Origin of the sequence: Amycolatopsis sp. NPDC047767 (genome assembly GCF_040704195.1) — a bacterium.
Taxonomy (GTDB): domain Bacteria; phylum Actinomycetota; class Actinomycetes; order Mycobacteriales; family Pseudonocardiaceae; genus Amycolatopsis.
Window position 1 is genome coordinate 61,974 of the sequence record NZ_JBEYSJ010000011.1, and the last position, 18,150, is coordinate 80,123.

The window sequence follows — 18,150 nt, forward strand, 5'->3', positions numbered from 1 at the left end:
CGCCGCGTCGGCCGGGGTGTGACCGGTGGGCGAATCCGGGCAGATCCAGGGCGTCGCGCGGGTAGGTTGGCCCGCAAGGAGGACGTCATGGCTCGCTACGGCACCCAGTTCGGCCCGGACCTCACCTTCCTCGGCGTGGCGCGCTGCGACTGGGCCGACCCCGCCACCTACCCGGGCGCCGACGTCGTGATCCTCGGCGCGCCGTTCGACGGCGGCACCTCGCACCGCGCCGGCACCCGGTTCGGCCCGCAGTACATCCGGCAGAGCTGCTACCTGCCCGCCGATGGTTCGCGCCCGTCGCTAGCGCTGCGCGTGGACGCGTTGCGGGACCTGAAAGTCTTCGACGCCGGCGACGTCGAGATGTACTCGGGCGACGCCGAACGCTCGGTGCGTTCGCTGCAGGAGGCCGTGCACGCGGTCACCGCCGCGGGTGCGATCCCGCTGGTGCTGGGCGGGGACCACACGATCGCGTGGCCGGACGCGGCCGGAGTGGCACAGCACCTGGGCCAGGGGCGGGTGTCGATGCTGCACTTCGACGCGCACGCCGACACCGGCGACATCGCGTTCGGCTCGCTGGTGGGCCACGGCCAGCCGATGCGCCGGCTGATCGAGTCGGGTGCGGTGCGCGGCGACCGGTTCCTGCAGCTCGGCCTGCGCGGCTACTGGCCCGGCCCGGAGACGCTCGACTGGATGGCCGCGCAGGGCATGCGGTCCTACGAGATGACCGAGATCGTCGCGCGAGGGCTCGAAGAGTGCCTGACCGAGGCGTTCGGGATCGCCACCGACGAGTGCGACGGCGTGTTCCTGTCGGTGGACATCGACGTGTGCGACCCCGGCCACGCACCGGGAACCGGCACGCCGGAGCCGGGTGGGCTCACCGCCCGGCAGCTGCTGGACTCCGTGCGGCGCATCGCGTACGAGCTGCCGGTGGTGGGTGTCGACGTGGTCGAGGTGTCGCCGCCGTACGACCACGCGGACATCACGTCGTTCCTCGCGAACCGGGTGGTGCTGGAAGCGTTGTCAGGCATCGCGCGCCGGCGTCGTGACCACGCCGACGGCACGGTGTGGGACCCGGCGACGCCCTCTTGCTGGCCGAGCGGCCCGACCGTCGTCCGTGACGGGCGCGGTGACCCGAACGCGCGACGTTTTCCGCCCGTGCGGCCGATGCCGCGTGCCCCCGCCCGCCCCTACGGTGGTGAGTCCTCGGAGTGGGGAGGGCACGTGGCCAAGTCGGTCGAGGAGATCCTGGCGAACGTCGACCTGTACGCCGAAGACCAGCGCGAGAACCTGCTGGCGGCGGCCGCGGCCGCCAGAAGTGGCTGTCCCGTCCCGCACACCGACGCGGACGGCGGCTACCACATGCTCACCCGCTACGAGGACGTGCGCGCGGTCTGCGCCGCGCCGGAGCTGTTCAGTTCGGCGCAGCCCGCGATCCGCGGCGTGCCGGTGCGGGTGATCCCGATCGACACGGACCCGCCGGAGCACCGCGAGTACCGCCGGATCCTCAACCCGTTCTTCACCCGGGCCGCCCTCGCACGGCACGAGCCGCAGCTGCGTGAGCTCGCGCGCACGGCGATCGAGTCCTTTGTGGACCGCGGCGCGTGCGACATCGTGAGCGACTTCGCGATCCCGTTCAGCGCCGGTCCGCTCGCGCGGATCGTGTTCGCGACGGACAACCGCGACCTCGTGGACCGCGGGGTGGCGGCGGCCAAGGACGCCGCGGTCACCAGCAGTCCCGAGGCGTTCCAGACGCTCGCGGGCCTGGCGATGGAGGCGCTGGCCGAAGCGGAAGCGAAACCGGACGACGGCGAGGACAGCGTGCTGCGCGCCCTCGTCACCGCGACGATCGGCGGCCGGCCGCTCACCCTCGAGGAACGGCTCGGCATGGTGACCACGCTGTTCCTCGGCGGCCTCGACACCACGCGCGGCGTGATCGCGAACATCGCCTACCACCTCGCGACCCGCGACGACGTCGAACCGATCCTGCGCGCCCCCGGCGGCTGGCAGCGCGAGCTGGAGGAGTTCCTGCGGCACGAGACCACGGTCGCGTTCATGGCCCGCACGGCCACGCAGGACACCGAGATCGCGGGCACGCCGGTGAAGGCGGGGGAGCGCGTCGCCGTGTTCTTCGCCGCGGCCAACCGGGACCCGGCCCGGTTCGAGCGGCCGGACGAGCTGGTGTTCGACCGTGGCGGTGTGCCCCACGTGTCGTTCGGCTTCGGCATCCACCGCTGCCTGGGCCTGCACTTCGCGCGGATTCAGCTCGCGGTGGCGTTCGAGGAGCTGCTGGCCCGGACCACGCGGTTCCGGCTCGCGCCGGGCGCGGAGATCCGGCGGCAGGTCGGGCTGAGCCTGGGCAGCCCGTACCGGCTGGACGTGACGTTCGACCGCGTCTGACTCACGCCGGTGTGAAGCCGGCGATCGCCTTCAGGACCGCCTCGCCCATCGCGGGGCTGCCGGTGTGGCCGGAGTCGTCGATCACCACGAGCTCGGCCGAGGGCCAGGCCTGCGTGAGGTTCCACGCCGCCCGCAGCGGCACGCTGAGGTCGAGCCGGCCCTGGATGAACACCGCCGGGATGTCGTGCAGGCGGTGGACGTTCGCGAGGATCTCGCCGGCCTCCAGCCAGGCGTGGTGGCCGTAGTAGTGCGCGCACATCCGGGCGAGCGTGATCAGCTGGTCCTCGGGGCCGGCGCTGTACTGGCCGGGTTTGCCGTTGGTCTCGTGCGCGATCACGGCGTCTTCCCAGGCGCACCAGTCGCGGGCGGCCCTGAGCTGCACCGCGCGGTCGGGTGAGGCGAGCAGGCGGGAGTACGCGGCGAGCAGGTCGCCGTCGCGCTCGGCCTCGGGTACGCCGTCGCGGAAGGCTTCCCACTCGCGGGGCAGCAGCCGGCTGACGCCGCGGTAGAGCCAGTCGACCTCGTCAGGAGTGCTGGTGAAGCTGGCGATCATCACCATCTCCGACACGCGTTCGGGGTGGCGCTCGGCGTAGGCCAGCATGAGCGTCGGACCCCAGGAACCGCCGTACAGCATCCACTTCTCGACGCCGAGGTGCTCGCGCAGGCGTTCCATGTCCGCGATCAGGTGGTGGGTGGTGTTGTGCTCCAGGCCCACCGCCGGGTCCGCGATGTTCGGCACGCTCTCGCCGCAGCCGCGCTGGTCGAACAGGATGATCCGGAACTTCTCCGGGTCGAAGCCCTTGCGGCTGTTGCGGGCACCGCCCCCGCCGGGGCCGCCGTGCACGCACAGCACCGGTTTGCCGTCGGGGTTTCCGCTGGTCTCCCAGTAGATCCGATTGCCGTCGCCGACGTCGAGCAGTCCGTGCGCATACGGTTCGATCGGCGGGAACGGGGCCATGGCGGGATCCTCCAGGGGGTCGGCGGCCCGGGAAGACTACTGATCACTTCACGTGGTGGCACCTGGTTTTCGCCGATGGCCGTCAGCTGTCGGCGGGGGCCTCGCCGGCCGTGGCCCGCGCAGGCTGACCGGTATGACCGAAGCCGAGCGCATCCGGGCTTGCCGCATCGACCGAGACGGCCGAGCTGGACCTGGTGACCGCGACCCAGCTCCGCGGGTCCAGCTCCAGCAGTAGCAACTCGCCCTGCCGGCCGACCGTCGCGGAGACCAGCCGGTCGGGAGATTCGGCGTGCGCTTCCAGCTCGGCTGTCTTGTCTCGCGACGTCCGCAGGCCGTCGCGAAGTGCGGCGACGATGTCGTCCATTGTGGACCTTACTGGTGTCGTGCCGCCAGTGTCCGCGTGCAGTACTGGAAATCGGGTGGGATCGCCGGTTGAGGCCGGCGCACCTTCGATATTTACAGGTTTAATCGGCGTGGTTACCGTTTCCTGGATGGATCCCACCATCACCGCGGTGTCCGCGGACCTGATTCCTGCGCTCGTCTCCTCGGTGGAGGCGCTGTTCCGCGAGGACGGAGGCCGCCACGACACGCGCATGGACCTCGCCTGGCCGCAGCGCGAAGGCCCGGCCTACTACACCGCCCTGCTGGCCGACGAGGACGCGCTTTGCCTTGTCGCACACGGAGAACGCGGCGTCTCCGGGCATCTCGTGGGCCGGCTCAGGCGGCAGGACCCGCTGCACCCTGGTGCAGTGACGGCGGTGCTCGAAAGCATGCGAGTCGCCGCCGCGCGACGCCGCACCGGTGTCGGCACCGTGCTCGTCGAGCGATTCGACGAATGGGCGAAAAACCGCGGTGCGGACGGATTCGAGGTCACCGCCTATGCCGCCAACGCCGGCGCCCGCGCGTTCTACCTGCGGCACGGATTCCGCGAGTTCGAGGTCACCCTCCGGCGCTGATCACCCCGTCGAGATGTCGAGCACGGCCTTCCCGTCGAGGACCCCGGAGAGGCGGACGGTCACCATGTGGCCCGCGGTGCCGAAGGAGCCACTGCCGCCCATGCCGAAGCTCAGCTCGCCCGAGTCCTGCAGGATGCGGACGCCGTTCGAGGTGACGGACGCGGTGAACGTCAGGCCGCTCGCGGTGATGTCGGCCTGGCCGGTGACGAGGACCTGGCACTTGCCGCCGGCGCACGCGCCCAGGTCGGTGCCGTTGGCGGCGGGCGGCAGCGTCGGGGGCGGTGAGCCGAGCGGGCGGCACTGTGGCGCGACGTCGTGGGAGTGCGCCAGCACCGGGTTCGCGGCCGCGATCGTGGGCACGTCGGGCGTGGGCAGGGCGATGCTCGCCAGCACCCCGATGATCTGCTCCGCCTGCGGTTTCAGCTGCTCGACGGGCTGGAAGGCCAGGTCGGCCGTCCGCGAATCGCTGGACGGCAGCATCGGCGCCACCGCGCGCAGCGCGGCGAGCAGGCTGTCGTGGTACTTGTCGGCCGCGGGGATGCCCGACGGCGTGACGGTGCCGAGTGTCTCGACCAGCCGGGAGACGCTGGAGCCGGCCGAAGAGATGAAGCTGCCCAGGTCGAAGCCGCTCAACCGGGCGTAGCGCGGGTCGCTGATGATCAGGTCTTCGATCTTCTGCGCCTTGAGGGCCGTGGCGGCGGTGACGGCGCCGCACATCGTGTCCGCCCACGTCACGAGCGGGCGGGTCGGCGCGGCGGCGTCCACGGGGCCGAACTGCCGCACGGGCGCGCAGGCGGGCGCTACGTTGTACGACGCGTTGAGCTTCGCGTCGCCGCGCACCGCCCTGGTCAGGTCGGCGGCCGCCGGCGTCAGGGCGGCGACGGCGGTGGCGAGATCGCGGGCCTGCGCGAGGGTCGGCTGCGCGGTGGTGTCCGGCGGCGCCTTCTTGGCCACCTCGTCGAGCGATTTGCCCAGCTGCGTCACGTACGCGTCGGCGGCCTTGATCCCGGACGGCGGCACGGACTTGAGGCCCTGCCCCGCTTGGCCGACCTGCCCGGTGATGCCGCTGACGTAGGAGGTGATCTGCGAGGCGAGGAAGTCGGCCTGCGCCGGGTCGGCCGCGGTGTGGTTCACCTCGTCGATCCCGGTCTGCAGGCCCTGCAACGCCTGCACGCTCGTGCACACCGCCTGCGACCACGCCACGAGCGCCCGCGCCGCGGCCGGCACCGGGGGCAGCGGCGCGGGCAGCGCGTGCCCGCCCGTGGTGCACCCGGCCGCGACCAGCGCGAACGCTCCCAGCACCACAGCCGCCCGAACCCGCATCTCCGACTCCCTTTCCCCGGCGGGCGCAGACTAGGCCGGCGCGGCCGGGAGGGGTCCCCGGCGACGGGGCGGCTTCCACTGTGGACGGTAGCGGGCCAGGCCGGGGTCAGCACGTAACCGACTCCGGGCGCGGCGTGGATCAGGGGCGCAACTGCCGGATCTGCGCGGCGCTCGCGCGGGGTCGTGTGTCACCCGTGAAAATCCGTCACCCTGGGTGAGCAAGTGGGGGCGGGTTTACACGATCGGGCGGAGGTTCATAGGATCTTGCCGCCGGTCGTGCCGCGGGCCCGCGGCCCCGGCGGTGTGGAGGTCTGGATGGCAGGCACGGGGCCCGGCGAAGGTCGCGACGAGCTCGACTCCGTCGCGAAGCTGGTGAGCCTGTCGGAGACGGCGCCGATGCCGCGCATCGACGGCGAACGGCCGCCGCTCGTCACGCGGCCGAAGCCCGAGTCCGATCCGAGCGGGCTGTACCCGGAGCCCGCCACCGCGCCGCGCACCTCGGGCGAGGGCCCGGCCACGAAACCGCAGTCGATCGTCGGCGAGCTGCCCCTGGGCCTCGACGCGATGTTCGCCGCCGCGGGACCCGAGCACGAAACCGAGCGGACGCAGACCTCACCTCCTGTGACGAACCGGCGCAACACGCGGTACGTGGTGATCGCCGGCGCGGTGGTTGTCGCACTGGCCGGGCTCGGCACGTGGGCGCTGTGGCCGGCACCGGAAAGCGGTTCGGCCGGGCGGCCGGCGGAAGTGCCGGTCGCGCCGTCGAAGCCCTCGTCCGCGCCGCCCGCGGTCACGACCATGACCGCGAGCCCGACGGCGCCGACGGCGACCGACCAGGTGGACCACACCACGGTGCACACCACCGAGGAGCAGAAGCCGCCGCAACGGCCGGCGAGCGGGCACCCGAGCGCTCCGCACCAGACCTCGGCGGGCACGACGTCGGAGGACATCTGGAGCTCGGCCGTGAGCTCGTACCTCCAGGACTGGAGCAGCCGCCACCAGCAGCCGCCGCCCCGCCACCGCGGCTGACGGTGTCCGGCCGGGCGCGGAAGGCCCAGGTGGCACCGATTTAGGCGCCCGGCGTGCAGCTGAACGGGCGACCTCCCGTAACCGGAGGGGGCCGAGGTACTACTCTGAGTGGGCCAAAGCCGCCCCCGAGCCGCCTTGCGAGGTTACCCATGCCCAGCGCTCCGCCGTCCACGCTGTCGCCCAGCCAGGTTCCCGTGGGGGTCGACCCGAACCGGCCGAGCATCGCGCGGATCTACGACGGCTTCCTCGGCGGGAACCACTACTACGAGGTCGACCGCGCGGTCATGGAGAAGATCAACGCGGCGGTGCCCGAGGCCGTGCACATCGCGCGCGGCAACCGCGGTTTCCACAACCGCGCGCTGCGGATGCTGGCCAACCAGACGGGGATCCGCCAGTTCCTCGACTGCGGTTCCGGCCTGCCGACCGCGGAGAACACGCACCAGATCGTGCAGCGCGCCCACCGCGACGCCCACGTGGTCTACATCGACAACGACCCGGTGGTCCTCGCCCACGGCCGCGCACTGCTGGCCGAGAACGAGTACACGCACATGGTCGACGCCGACATCTTCCAGCCGGAACTGGTGCTGGAGAACGAGACCGTGCGCGAGTACATCGACTTCTCGCAGCCGCTGGGCCTGCTGCACATCGGCACCATCCACCACTTCGAGGGCGACGGCGCCGTCGACGTGATGCGCCAGTACATCGACGCCCTCGCCCCGGGTTCGTTCGTGGCGCTGGCGCACTTCTACGACCCCGAGGTGCCGGAGCTGACCGCCGTCGCGAAGCGGATCGAGGAGATCCTCGTGTCCGGGCCGCTGGGCGCCGGCCGCTTCCGCACGCGCGCGGAGATCGAAGGCATGCTGCCGGGCCTGGAACTGCTGCCGCCCAACGCGACCAGCGGCCCTGGCATGTCCGTCTGCGACGAGTGGTGGCCGGACGGCCCGCGGCTCACCCCGCTCAGCGACTCCGCGAAGTGCGTCGCCGGGATCGTCGGCCGCAAGCCGTGAGCTGACTTTCCCTCAGCAGATCCCCGGTGCCCGGGTGGCACCGGGGATTTTTCTTGTCCGGCAACGGGTTCACGCCGGCAACGCGCGGGGCGCCGTCGCCAGCACGTGCTTGCGGAACGTCTCGCTCGCCGGCGGCAGCACGCGCCCGGCGAGCTGGGCCAGGCCGATGTCGCGAGCCGCGGGCACGTCCGTGACGCGCAGGTGCGGGGTCGTCGGCGCGGTCGCCGCGGGCGGGAACGTCGCGGTGTGGGGGAGCGGCAGCAGGGACACGCCCAGCCCCGCCGTGACGAGCCCGCGCAGCGTCTCCACCTCCTCGCCCTCGAACCCGACGCGCGGCGTGAACCCGGCCTGGGCGCACAGCTGCTCGGTGGTCTCGCGCAGCGCGTATCCCCGGCGCAGCAGGATGAACGACTCCTCGGCGACGTCGGCCAGGCGGGCCTGCTTGCGGCGCGCGAGGCGGTGTTTCGGCGGCACGGCCAGCAGCAGCGGTTCCTCCAGCAACCGGACCCAGTGGATCAGCGGGTCACCCGGGTCGCCGCTGGTGAGGACGAGATCGGCCGTGCCGTCGAGCAGCTCGCGCGCGAGGCCTTCCTCGCCGTGCTGGCGCAACTCGAACCGCGCCCGCGGGTGCTCGGCGCGGTAGCTGCTCACGACGGGCGGCACGAGCCAGGTGCCGAACGTGTGCAGGAACGCCAGCGGGATCACCCCCGACTCGGGATCGACGGCTTCGGCGACGGCCCGCATGCCTTCGTCGTAGCGCTCGAGGATCGCGTCGACGTGGGTCGCGAAGGCGTGGCCCGCGGGCGTGAGCCGCAGCGCGCGGCCCGAACGCTGGAACAGGGCGGCGCCGGCTTCGCGCTCGATCCGGTGCAGCGCACGGGAAAGCGCGGGCTGGGTGAGCCGGGCGCGGGCCGCCGTGTCGGTCACCGTCGCCCCGCGGGCGACCTCCCGGAAGAGCCGGAGCACGTGCAGGTCCATGCCATCCATACTGCCACGGCATGGAACCGAGGAAAAAGAGGCATTGGACGCATATGCGCTGGCAGCACATGCTGGAGGCAGGTTTTCCGAGAGAGGAGCGTGGCTCATGGCCACTGTGGCCGAACAGCTCGTGCGGACCCTGCGCGACGCCGGCGTGGAACGGATCTACGGCATCGTCGGCGACAGTCTCAACCCGATCGTCGACGCGGTGCGCCGCACCGACGGCATCGAGTGGGTCCATGTCCGCCACGAGGAGGCCGCGGCGTTCGCGGCCGCCGCCGAAGCCCAGGTGACGGGGAAGCTCGCGGTGTGCGCGGGCAGCTGCGGCCCGGGCAACCTGCACCTGATCAACGGGCTCTTCGACGCCCACCGCAGCGGCGCGCCCGTGCTGGCGATCGCGTCGCACATCCCGTCGGCGCAGATCGGCACGGGGTTCTTCCAGGAAACGCACCCGGAGCAGCTGTTCACCGAGTGCAGCTTCTACAGCGAACTCGTGTCGCAGCCGGAGCAGATGCCGCGGATGCTGCGGATCGCTATGCAGACGGCCGTCGGCAAGGGCGGCGTGTCCGTGCTGACCATCCCGGGTGACATCGCCGACCGCAAGGCCGCGCACCCGGGTGTGGAGAAGGTCCGGCTGGTGACGCCGTCGCCCGTCGTGCCGCCGGCCGAGACGATCGAGGAGCTGGCGCGCCTGCTCAACTCCGGCGAGAAGGTGATGCTCTTCGCCGGCGCCGGGACCCGCGGCGCGCACGACGAGGTACTGGCCCTGGCCGAGCGGCTCAACGCCCCGGTCGGCCACTCGCTCGGCGGCAAGGAGTGGATCCAGTACGACAACCCGTTCGACGTCGGCATGAGCGGCCTGCTCGGCTACGGCGCCTGCTACGACGCGATGCACGCCGCCGACCGGATCGTGTTGCTGGGCACGGACTTCCCGTACGACAACTTCCTCCCGCAGGCCCGCACGATCCAGGTCGACACCGACGTCGCGCGCCTGGGCCGGCGCACTCCGCTGGAGCTGGCGATCCACGGCGACGTGAAGGCGACGATCGAGGCCGTGCTGCCGCTGCTGCGCGAGCGGACCGACCGCACCTACCTCGACCGGATGCTGCGCGAGCACGTGCGCAAGCTGGAGAAGGTGGTTTCGGCCTACACCACGAAGATCGAGCACCGCCGGCCCATCCACCCGGAGTTCGCCGCGGCGATCCTCGACGAGGTGGCCGACGACGACGCGGTGTTCACCGTGGACACCGGCATGGGCAACGTGTGGGCCGCGCGCTACCTCACGCCCAACGGCCGCCGCCGCGTGCTCGGCTCGTTCCGCCACGGGAGCATGGCCAACGCGCTGCCGCACGCCATCGGCGCCCAGTTCGCGCAGCCGGGCCGCCAGGTCGTGTCGCTCTCGGGCGACGGCGGGCTCGCGATGCTCATGGGCGACCTGCTCACGCTGCCCGCCTACGACATCCCGGTGAAGGTGGTGGTGTTCAACAATGCCACGCTCGGCATGGTGAAGCTCGAGATGCTCGTGGACGGCCTGCCCGACTTCGGCACCGACCACGCGCCCGTGAACTTCGCCGCGATCGCCCAGGCGTGCGGCATCCACGCGACGCGCGTCGAAGACCCGCGCGACGTGCGGGAGGCGCTGGCGAAGGCGTTCGTCCACCCCGGACCGGCCGTGGTCGAGCTCGTGACCGACCCCAACGCGCTGTCGATCCCGCCGCACATCACCGGTGCGCAGGTCCGCGGCTTCGCGCTCGGGGCGAGCAAGACGGTGCTCAACGGCGGCGTCGGCAAGATGATCGAGCTCGCCCGCACCAACCTGCGCAACACGCCGGGGTTCTGAGTCGGCGCCGGCCCGTACGCTGGTCGCCGAGGAGGTGACCGACGTTGCGTGAGCTGGCCGGGCGCATGCGGGCGATCGACCCCGGAGCCGGGGCCGCCTTGCAGGTGGTCGCCCACTTCGACGCGCTGGTCGAAGCCCGCGCCGGTCTCGAAGCGACGGTGCGGGCCGCCGCCGTCCTCGCCGGCTGCGCCGCGGGTCTCGCGGTTCCGGGCCGCCGCTTGCGGGTCCGGGTGGAGCCGGACGGCCGTCGGGCAGACGGGCAGCCCGTGGGCCTTTCGGTGCCGTTGCCGGGATACGCGGGCGCGGTGGTGTGGGTGGAGCGCGTGGCCGAGGACCCGGGCCGCGCCGAGTTCGACCGCGTGCTCGCAGACCGGCTCGCCACCACGGCCGCGATCGTGCTGGACCGCACCGGCGCCGCGGTTCCGCCGGGTGACCCGGCGTCGGTGGAGCTCCTGCTGGACGCCACCGCCGACGAAACGGGGCGTCTGGCCGCCGCCCGGCGGCTCGGGTTGTCGGCGGACGGATCGTTCACCGTGACGGTGCGCGCGAACGGCCCGTCTCCACCCGGCGCGGCCCGCCTCGGCGACCTGGCGGTGACGATCGACCCGGTCGCCAGCCCACCGCGAGCCGCGCCGGGGTCCGCTCGCTTCGACGCTTCGGTGACGCAAGTCGGCGCAGCCGCGACCGCCGAGCGCGCTGGAGAGGCGAAGCTGGAGCGGCCCGTTGCGCGAATGCGCGAGGTTGGCGCGGTCGCGGTGCCCGCATCGGGCGGCAGCGGTCGGGCGACGAGGCCCGCTTCGGCCGTGGTCAATCCGGCCTCGGCCGGCGCGCCACCGGCGGTGCGGTCGGCGTCGGGACCGGCGGTCCCCGTGCGGGAGCTGCCGGTGTCGTACGCGCAGGCGGTTCTCGCGTTGCGGCTCACCACCGTCGACGAGCCGGGACCGTCGCATGTGGACGCCGCCGAGCTGGGTGGGCTGCTGGCGCTCGCGGACGGGTGTGACAGCCCGGCGGCCACGGCGGAGGTTTCACGCCTCGACCGCGTCCTCGCCGCGCACCCGTGGGCGCTCGCGACCCTGACCGCCGTCGCGGCGGAGCCGAGCCTGCGGGCCGCCGCGGCCGTCCTTCACGTGCACCACTCGACGTTGCAGAGCCGGGTGGACTTGCTGGCCCAGGCGCTGGGCTACGGCGTCGCGTCGCCGGCGGGGCGGACGCGGCTGACGGTGGCGTTGGTGTTGCGGCGGTTCCGCGGTACCCGCTGAACCGCCGTGTGGCGGGCAATGGCCGCCGCGTGCCGGGTTCACCTGGGGCGGGGGCGGCGCCTAGCGTCGGGGGTCGACGTCCCGAGAGGAGCAGGCGGCATGAAGAGGGTGCACCCACCGTTCGACCCCGAGATCGCGGCGGCGCTGGTGGCGGTGAACGAAGCGTTGCCGTCGTCGGTGACGCCGGAGCTGGTGGGCCGGCTGCGGGAGCTGACGGCGGCCGGGCACACGATGAGCGTGGCCGAGATCGGCGAGCACGCCGACGTGCGCGAGATCGACGCCGGGGTTCCGCTGCTGGTGCTGCGGCCCAAGGGCAGTGATCCCGCCGTGCCGTTGCCGGGCGTCTACTTCATGCACGGCGGCGGAATGATGGCTGGGAACAACCGCACGGGCGCCGACTGGCTGCTCGGCTGGCTGGCCGAGATTCCGATGGTCGTGGTGAGCGTCGGCTACCGCCTCGCGCCGGAGCACCCGCATCCCGCGCCCGTCGAGGACTGCTACGCCGGGCTGACGTGGGTCGGCGAGCACCTCGCCGAGCTGGGCATCGACCCCGCCCGGCTCGTGGTGGCGGGCGGCAGCGCCGGCGGCGGGCTGGCGGCCGCCACCGCGCTGATGGCGCGCGACCGCGGCGGCCCGGCGCTGCGGGGCCAGCTGCTGGTGTGCCCGATGATCGACGACCGCGCGTGCACCCCGTCGAGCACCGAGCTGGTCGGCGAAGGCGTGTGGGACAGCGTCTCCAACGCCACCGGCTGGTCCGCGCTCCTGGGCGAGGACGCCGGCGGCCCGGACGTCTCGCCCTATGCCGCGCCCGCCCGCGCCGGCGATCTCGCGGACCTGCCGCCGGCGTTCATCGAGGTCGGCTCGGTCGAGACCTTCCGCGACGAGGCCGTCGCCTACGCGTCGCGCCTGTGGCAATCGGGCGGGCAGGCGGAGCTGCACGTGTGGCCGGGCGGCTGCCACGGCTTCGACGAGGTCGTCCCGCACGCTCCGATGTCCCGCGAGGCGCGGGCGAGCCGGGTGAACTGGCTGCGCCGCGTCCTCGCCGAATAACTCACTTGCGGGCTTTGCGCGCCGCCTTGAGGAATTCGCGGTTGAGGGTGGTGATGCTCGTCAGCGGGATGCCTTTGGGGCAGGCGAGGGTGCATTCGCCGCTGTTGGTGCAGCCGCCGAAGCCTTCGGTGTCCATGGTGTCGACCATGTCCAGCACCCGCTGTTCGCGTTCTGGCTGGCCTTGGGGCAACGAGTTGAGGTGGCTGACTTTGGCGGCGGTGAACAGCATGGCGGAGCCGTTGGGGCAGGCGGCGACGCAGGCGCCGCAGCCGATGCAGGTGGCGTTGTCGAAGGCGAGGTCGGCGTCGGGTTTGGGGACGGGGGTGGCGTGGGCGTCGGGCGCCGCGCCGGTGGGGGCGGTGATGTAGCCGCCGGCCTGGATGATGCGGTCGAACGCCGAGCGGTCGACGACCAGGTCCTTGATCACCGGGAAACCCTTGGCGCGCCAGGGTTCGACGTCGATCACGTCGCCGTCGTTGAACGCGCGCATGTGCAGCTGGCAGGTGGTGGTGGTCTCGGGGCCGTGGGCTTGGCCGTTGATGACGACGCCGCAGGAGCCGCAGATGCCTTCGCGGCAGTCGTGGTCGAACGCGACCGGTTGTTCGCCCGCGTCGATGAGTTGCTGGTTGAGGGTGTCGAGCATTTCGAGGAAGGACATGTCGGTGCTGATGCCGTCGACGGGGTAGTCGACGAGGCGGCCTGGGGTGTCGGGGCCGGTTTGGCGCCAGACACGCACGGTGAGTTTCACGTGTAGCTCCGCTGGGTGGGGTGGACGTAGTCGAAGGTGAGGGGTTCTTTGTGCAGGACGGGTTTCTCGCCGTATTCCCAGGCCGAGACGTGGGAGAAGTTCTCGTCGTCGCGGGCGGCCTCGCCCTCGGGGGTTTGGTGTTCTTCGCGGAAGTGCCCGCCGCAGGATTCCTCGCGCACGAGGGCGTCGAGCAGCAGCAGCTCGGCCAGTTCGAGGAAGTCGGCGACGCGGGCGGCTTTCTCCAGTTCCTGGTTGAGTTCTTCGCCGGTGCCGGGGATGCGGACGTCGCGCCAGAACTCCGCGCGTAGCTCGGGGACGCGTTCGAGGGCTTTGCGCAGGCCTTCGGCGGTGCGGGCCATGCCGCAGTGGTCCCACATCATCAGCCCGAGTTCGCGGTGGAACGAGTCGACCGAGCGGGTGCCGTTGACGGCGAGGAGCCGCTGGAGGCGGTCGTGGACGCCGGTCTGGGCCTCGAGGACGGCGGGGTGGTCGGGGGTGACGTCGGTGAGGCCGCCCTGTCCGATGTAGTCGTTGAGGGTGGCGGGCAGGACGAAGTAGCCGTCGGCCAGGCCTTGCATGAGGGCCGAGGCGCCGAGCCGGTTGGCGCCGTGGTCGGAGAAGTTGGCTTCGCCGATCACGAACATGCCGGGGATGGTGGACTGCAGGTCGTAGTCGACCCACAGCCCGCCCATGGTGTAGTGGATGGCGGGGTAGATGCGCATCGGCACCTCGTACGGGTTTTCCGCGGTGATGCGCTGGTACATGTCGAACAGGTTGCCGTAGCGGGCCTCCACGGCGGGGCGGCCGAGACGGGTGATGGCGTCGGCGAAGTCGAGGTAGACCCCGAGCCCGCCGGGCCCGACGCCGTAGCCGGCGTCGCAGATGTTCTTCGCCGCCCGCGAGGCGATGTCGCGCGGCACCAGGTTGCCGAAGCTGGGGTAGAGCCGCTCCAGGTAGTAGTCGCGTTCGTCCTCGGGGATCTGCGCCGGGGGGCGCGGGTCCTGTTTCTGCTTGGGGACCCAGATGCGGCCGTCGTTGCGCAGCGACTCGCTCATCAGCGTCAGCTTCGACTGGTGCTCACCCGAGCGTGGGATGCAGGTGGGGTGGATCTGGGTGAAGCAGGGGTTGGCGAAGTAGGCGCCGCGTTTGTGGGCCCGCCAGATCGCCGAGGCGTTGGAGCCCTTGGCGTTGGTGGAGAGGTAGAACACGTTGCCGTAGCCGCCGGTGGCCAGCACCACCGCGTCGGCCAGGTGCGTGGAGACCTCGCCGGTGACCAGATCCCGCGCCACGATCCCGCGGGCCCGGCCCTCGACCACGATCAGGTCCAGCATCTCCGTGCGCGGGTGCAGCTCGACGTTGCCGGCGTCGATCTGACGCGAGAGCGCCTGGTAGGCCCCGATCAGCAGCTGCTGCCCGGTCTGGCCCCGCGCGTAGAAGGTCCGCTGCACCTGCACCCCGCCGAACGAGCGGGTGTCGAGCAGCCCGCCGTACTCCCGCGCGAACGGCACCCCCTGCGCCACGGCCTGGTCGATGATCTGCGCCGACACCTCGGCCAGCCGGTACACATTGGACTCCCGGGACCGGAAGTCGCCGCCCTTGACCGTGTCGTAGAACAACCGGTGCACCGAATCACCGTCGTTGCGGTAGTTCTTCGCCGCGTTGATCCCACCCTGCGCCGCCACCGAATGCGCCCGCCGCGGCGAGTCCTGGAAACAGAACTGCACCACGTGATAGCCCTGCTCGGCCAGCGTCGCCCCGGCCGACCCCCCGGCCAGCCCGGTCCCGACCACGATCACCCGATGCTTGCGCCGGTTCGCCGGGTTCACCAGCTTCGCCGAGAACTTCCGCGCACTCCACCGCTGGTCGATCGGCCCCGACGGCGCCTTCGTATCGGTGATCGGCTCACCGATCGTGTACTCGAGCATGCTCAGCTCACCCATCCCGTCATCACGGAAACCGGCACGATCATGAACCCGGCCGTGATGACCACCGCCAGCACCGTCCCGACCGTCTTCACCGTGCGGTCCTTGGTCGCGCTCTTGATCCCCAACGTCTGCGCCGCACTCCAGAACCCGTGATTGATGTGCAACCCCAACATCAACAACGCCACCAGATAGATCACATTGACCCACCACACCTGGAAATCAGCCACCACGTTGTGAAACGGCTGCCCCTCCACGAAATCCCGGTTCGCCACCCCCACCGTGAGATCGAGAATGTGCCACACGATGTACACCGCGAGCGTCGCACCACCCCAGCGCATCGTGTGCGTGGCGAACGTCGCCCGCGGCCGCTGCCCGTGCGCGTACCGCACCGGCCGCGCGCGCCGGTCGCGTTTGGACAGCTGCACCGCCGCCGTGACGTGCAGCACCAGCGCCACCACCAGGACCGCGCGCTGGATCCACAGGAACCACGCGTACGGCAGCGCCGGCTCGCCGATCGTGCGCAGCCAGGCCGCGTAGTGGTCGAAGGTCTCGGGCCCGAAGAAGATCTTCAGGTTGCCCGCCATGTGCGCGAGCAGCCAGACCACGAACAGCAGTCCGGTCGCCGCCATCACGACCTTCTTGCCGATCGACGATTCCCAGAAAAGCCGCACCGCCGGGCGTTTGCGCCGGGCGGTGGCGAGTTCACTTGCCACGCCTGCGACGTTAGGTCTGAGTGAACGAGAGGGCAAACACATGATTCCTCTCATCACCAGAGTCAAAGCCTATGATGGGCCCTATGCAGTTCCAGCAGCTGGCATATTTCCTGGCAGTGGCCGACACGCGGCATTTCACGCGTGCGGCCGAGCAGGCGCGTGTGGCGCAACCCTCACTGTCCCAACAGATCCGCGCGCTCGAACGCGACGTCGGCGCCACGCTGTTCCACCGCGTCCGCGGCAACGTCACGCTCACCGAGGCCGGCGAGACGCTCCTGCCCATCGCACGGCGCATCCTGGCCGAGACCGAGGCGGCGTACCGGGCGATCCGCGAGCTCGACGAGCTGGGGCGCGGCCGCGTGCGCCTCGGCGCCACGCCCAGCCTGTGCACCGGCCTGCTGCCGGTGATGCTCGCGGCGTTCCGGCGCACCTACCCCGGCATCGAGCTGGTGCTGCACGAAAGCGGTTCCCGCGACTTGCAGACCGACCTGTCGGAAGGCGGGCTCGACCTCGCGATGATCGTCGACAGCCGGGTCCGCGACGACCACCGCCTGGAGAGCACGCCGCTGTTCGTCGAAGAGCTCGTGGTGATCTCGCCGAAGCACGAGCCGGCGCCGGTGCGCGGCAGGCTCGCCATCCAGGACCTGAAGGGCCGGCCGCTGGTCATGTTCCGCCGCGGTTACGACCTGCGCGAGGCCACGGTGAACGCCTGCCGCGCCGCCGGGTTCGACCCGGCCTTCGCCATCGAGGGTGGCGAGATGGACGCCGTGCTCGAGCTCGTGCAGGCGGGCCTCGGCCTCGCCGTCGTCCCGAGCACCGTGGTGGGGGACCGCTTCCGGATGACGCAGTTCACCGAGCCCGGCCTCAGCCGCGTCGTCCGGCTCGCCTTCCGCCGCGACGTCGAGCTCACCCGCGCGGCCCGCGCTCTGCAGGAGGAGATTGTCCGGTTCCTGGCCGGGGAGGGTGGGCTCGGTCACCTGCCGCCGGGGATCCGCTCGCTCGCCGGGCGCTGACGGGGGCATGATCAACTCGACGGGCGGAGAAGGGAGTGCGTGGTGGCGGGAGCGCTGAACGAGCAGTCGGCTGTACGGGTGCTGGAGCTCGGGGGAGTGCGGTTCACCTATGTGGTCGACGGCGCGCTGGCGATGGTGCCCGGCGGCTTCTTCCCCGCCATCCCGGCCGCCTACTGGACCGAACACCCCGAGGTGCTCGACACGAAGGGCCGCGTCACGGCGTCCGCGGGCGGTCTGCTCGTGGAGCGCGACGGCCGGTCGCTGCTCGTCGACGCCGGACTCGGTGTCGAGACCGACCCGGTCGAGATCGGCGGTGAGCCGGTCGCCTTCAGCGATTCCGGCGCCCTGCCCGACATCCTCGCCGCGCTCGGCCACCGGCCCGAGGACATCGAGGCCGTCGCGTTCACGCACCTGCACGTGGACCACACCGGATGGGCGTTCGTCGACGGGCGCAAGTTCTTCCCCGCGGCCACCTACCTCGTCGCGGCGCAGGAGTGGGCGCCGCACGGGCGCGGGGAGCTCATCCCGGGCGCACCGGGCCGGGCCGAGGTGATCGAGCCGCTGGCGGGCACGCACCAGGTGATCGGCGACGGCGACGAGGTTTTCCCGGGCGTGCACGCGATCGTGACGCCCGGACACAGCCCGGGGCACACCTCGTACGTGATCGAGGCGGGGGAGCGGCGCGTGGTCGCGTTCGGCGACGTCTTCCACATCCCCGCGCAGATCACGCACCCCGACTGGCCTTCGCTGCCCGACGTCGACGCCGCCGGCGTGCTCGCCGCTCGGCGCCGGATCGTGGCGGAGCTGGAGCGGCCCGGCGCGATCGGGTTCGGCATCCACTTCGGGGACCAGGCCTTCGGGCGCGTCGAGCGCGACACCGACGGCTCGCTGAAGTGGGTCCCGGTCCAGGCCGAAGCCGTGCTGCCCGCGCCGCGCGTGCTCGGGGACTGAGGC

General features: G+C 71.9%; 16 protein-coding genes. 9 read left to right on the plus strand and 7 right to left on the minus strand.

Annotated elements, in window-relative coordinates; translation table 11 throughout:
* Positions 1–87 precede the first annotated feature (87 nt).
* Positions 88–2,397, plus strand: a complete 2,310-nt coding sequence (speB, locus tag AB0878_RS21315) for an agmatinase (RefSeq protein WP_366581981.1) — start codon at positions 88–90, stop codon at positions 2,395–2,397.
* A gap of 1 nt (position 2,398) precedes the next feature.
* On the opposite strand, the gene pip is transcribed toward speB, so the two are convergent.
* Together pip and AB0878_RS21325 are read right to left on the minus strand one after the other, a co-directional pair.
* Entirely contained in the window at positions 2,399–3,355 is a 957-nt protein-coding gene (pip, locus tag AB0878_RS21320) for a prolyl aminopeptidase (RefSeq protein WP_366581982.1), read from the minus strand.
* An 82-nt stretch (positions 3,356–3,437) separates the two neighbouring features.
* On the minus strand, positions 3,438–3,719 hold the full coding sequence (locus tag AB0878_RS21325; protein WP_366581983.1) for a hypothetical protein: 282 nt from the start codon (positions 3,717–3,719) through the stop codon (positions 3,438–3,440).
* 127 nt (positions 3,720–3,846) lie between these two features.
* Between AB0878_RS21325 and AB0878_RS21330 the strand changes: the two genes are divergently transcribed.
* The gene (locus AB0878_RS21330) at positions 3,847–4,311 is read left to right on the plus strand and encodes a GNAT family N-acetyltransferase (RefSeq protein WP_366581984.1); all 465 of its coding nucleotides are present in this window, start codon (positions 3,847–3,849) and stop codon (positions 4,309–4,311) included.
* Here AB0878_RS21330 and AB0878_RS21335 read toward each other — a convergent pair whose 3' ends face one another.
* On the minus strand, positions 4,312–5,634 hold the full coding sequence (locus AB0878_RS21335) for a hypothetical protein (protein WP_366581985.1): 1,323 nt from the start codon (positions 5,632–5,634) through the stop codon (positions 4,312–4,314).
* A 315-nt stretch (positions 5,635–5,949) separates the two neighbouring features.
* On the opposite strand from AB0878_RS21335, the gene AB0878_RS21340 reads away from it, so the two are divergent.
* Together AB0878_RS21340 and AB0878_RS21345 are read left to right on the plus strand one after the other, a co-directional pair.
* Positions 5,950–6,663 carry a hypothetical protein gene (locus AB0878_RS21340; protein ID WP_366581986.1) on the plus strand — a complete coding sequence of 238 codons (714 nt, stop codon included), beginning with the start codon at positions 5,950–5,952 and terminating at the stop codon, positions 6,661–6,663.
* 149 nt (positions 6,664–6,812) lie between these two features.
* A complete protein-coding gene (locus tag AB0878_RS21345; protein ID WP_366581987.1) occupies positions 6,813–7,670 on the plus strand; it encodes an SAM-dependent methyltransferase in 858 nt (285 codons plus the stop codon).
* Positions 7,671–7,739: 69 nt separating this feature from the next.
* Here the strand turns inward: AB0878_RS21345 and AB0878_RS21350 are convergent, their stop codons facing one another.
* Complete coding sequence (locus tag AB0878_RS21350) at positions 7,740–8,648, minus strand: LysR family transcriptional regulator (RefSeq protein WP_366581988.1); 909 nt, start codon at positions 8,646–8,648, stop codon at positions 7,740–7,742.
* A 106-nt stretch (positions 8,649–8,754) separates the two neighbouring features.
* Here AB0878_RS21350 and AB0878_RS21355 point away from each other — a divergent pair, with 106 nt between their 5' ends.
* From AB0878_RS21355 to AB0878_RS21365, 3 genes are all read left to right on the plus strand, one after another.
* On the plus strand, positions 8,755–10,488 hold the full coding sequence (locus tag AB0878_RS21355) for a pyruvate dehydrogenase (RefSeq protein ID WP_366581989.1): 1,734 nt from the start codon (positions 8,755–8,757) through the stop codon (positions 10,486–10,488).
* A gap of 44 nt (positions 10,489–10,532) precedes the next feature.
* A complete protein-coding gene (locus tag AB0878_RS21360; RefSeq protein ID WP_366581990.1) occupies positions 10,533–11,747 on the plus strand; it encodes a helix-turn-helix domain-containing protein in 1,215 nt (404 codons plus the stop codon).
* Positions 11,748–11,846: 99 nt separating this feature from the next.
* A complete protein-coding gene (locus AB0878_RS21365; RefSeq protein WP_366581991.1) occupies positions 11,847–12,797 on the plus strand; it encodes an alpha/beta hydrolase in 951 nt (316 codons plus the stop codon).
* Between the two features lies 1 nt (position 12,798).
* Here AB0878_RS21365 and AB0878_RS21370 read toward each other — a convergent pair whose 3' ends face one another.
* The 3 genes from AB0878_RS21370 to AB0878_RS21380 are packed head-to-tail and all read right to left on the minus strand — an operon-like array spanning position 12,799 to position 16,183.
* Entirely contained in the window at positions 12,799–13,545 is a 747-nt protein-coding gene (locus tag AB0878_RS21370; protein ID WP_366581992.1) for a succinate dehydrogenase/fumarate reductase iron-sulfur subunit, read from the minus strand.
* Positions 13,542–15,470: a fumarate reductase/succinate dehydrogenase flavoprotein subunit gene (locus AB0878_RS21375; protein WP_366582100.1), complete on the minus strand. Its 1,929-nt coding sequence runs from the start codon at positions 15,468–15,470 to the stop codon at positions 13,542–13,544. The genes AB0878_RS21370 and AB0878_RS21375 overlap by 4 nt, the downstream gene beginning before the upstream one ends.
* A gap of 2 nt (positions 15,471–15,472) precedes the next feature.
* On the minus strand, positions 15,473–16,183 hold the full coding sequence (locus tag AB0878_RS21380) for a succinate dehydrogenase cytochrome b subunit (protein WP_366581993.1): 711 nt from the start codon (positions 16,181–16,183) through the stop codon (positions 15,473–15,475).
* An 83-nt stretch (positions 16,184–16,266) separates the two neighbouring features.
* On the opposite strand from AB0878_RS21380, the gene AB0878_RS21385 reads away from it, so the two are divergent.
* Both AB0878_RS21385 and AB0878_RS21390 read left to right on the plus strand, forming a co-directional pair.
* Positions 16,267–17,196 (plus strand): LysR substrate-binding domain-containing protein, encoded by a 930-nt coding sequence (locus AB0878_RS21385; RefSeq protein WP_366581994.1) that lies wholly within the window; start codon positions 16,267–16,269, stop codon positions 17,194–17,196.
* Positions 17,197–17,238: 42 nt separating this feature from the next.
* Positions 17,239–18,147 (plus strand): MBL fold metallo-hydrolase, encoded by a 909-nt coding sequence (locus AB0878_RS21390; protein ID WP_366581995.1) that lies wholly within the window; start codon positions 17,239–17,241, stop codon positions 18,145–18,147.
* Positions 18,148–18,150 lie beyond the last annotated feature (3 nt).

Bases quoted from the DNA above. Each gene is read 5' to 3' on its own strand.
- speB (WP_366581981.1), top strand. From the start codon at position 88: ATGGCTCGCTACGGCACCCAGTTCGGCCCGGACCTCACCTTCCTCGGC.
- pip (WP_366581982.1), bottom strand. From the start codon at position 3,355: ATGGCCCCGTTCCCGCCGATCGAACCGTATGCGCACGGACTGCTCGAC.
- AB0878_RS21325 (WP_366581983.1), bottom strand. From the start codon at position 3,719: ATGGACGACATCGTCGCCGCACTTCGCGACGGCCTGCGGACGTCGCGA.
- AB0878_RS21330 (WP_366581984.1), top strand. From the start codon at position 3,847: ATGGATCCCACCATCACCGCGGTGTCCGCGGACCTGATTCCTGCGCTC.
- AB0878_RS21335 (WP_366581985.1), bottom strand. From the start codon at position 5,634: ATGCGGGTTCGGGCGGCTGTGGTGCTGGGAGCGTTCGCGCTGGTCGCG.
- AB0878_RS21340 (WP_366581986.1), top strand. From the start codon at position 5,950: ATGGCAGGCACGGGGCCCGGCGAAGGTCGCGACGAGCTCGACTCCGTC.
- AB0878_RS21345 (WP_366581987.1), top strand. From the start codon at position 6,813: ATGCCCAGCGCTCCGCCGTCCACGCTGTCGCCCAGCCAGGTTCCCGTG.
- AB0878_RS21350 (WP_366581988.1), bottom strand. From the start codon at position 8,648: ATGGACCTGCACGTGCTCCGGCTCTTCCGGGAGGTCGCCCGCGGGGCG.
- AB0878_RS21355 (WP_366581989.1), top strand. From the start codon at position 8,755: ATGGCCACTGTGGCCGAACAGCTCGTGCGGACCCTGCGCGACGCCGGC.
- AB0878_RS21365 (WP_366581991.1), top strand. From the start codon at position 11,847: ATGAAGAGGGTGCACCCACCGTTCGACCCCGAGATCGCGGCGGCGCTG.
- AB0878_RS21375 (WP_366582100.1), bottom strand. From the start codon at position 15,470: ATGCTCGAGTACACGATCGGTGAGCCGATCACCGATACGAAGGCGCCG.
- AB0878_RS21385 (WP_366581994.1), top strand. From the start codon at position 16,267: ATGCAGTTCCAGCAGCTGGCATATTTCCTGGCAGTGGCCGACACGCGG.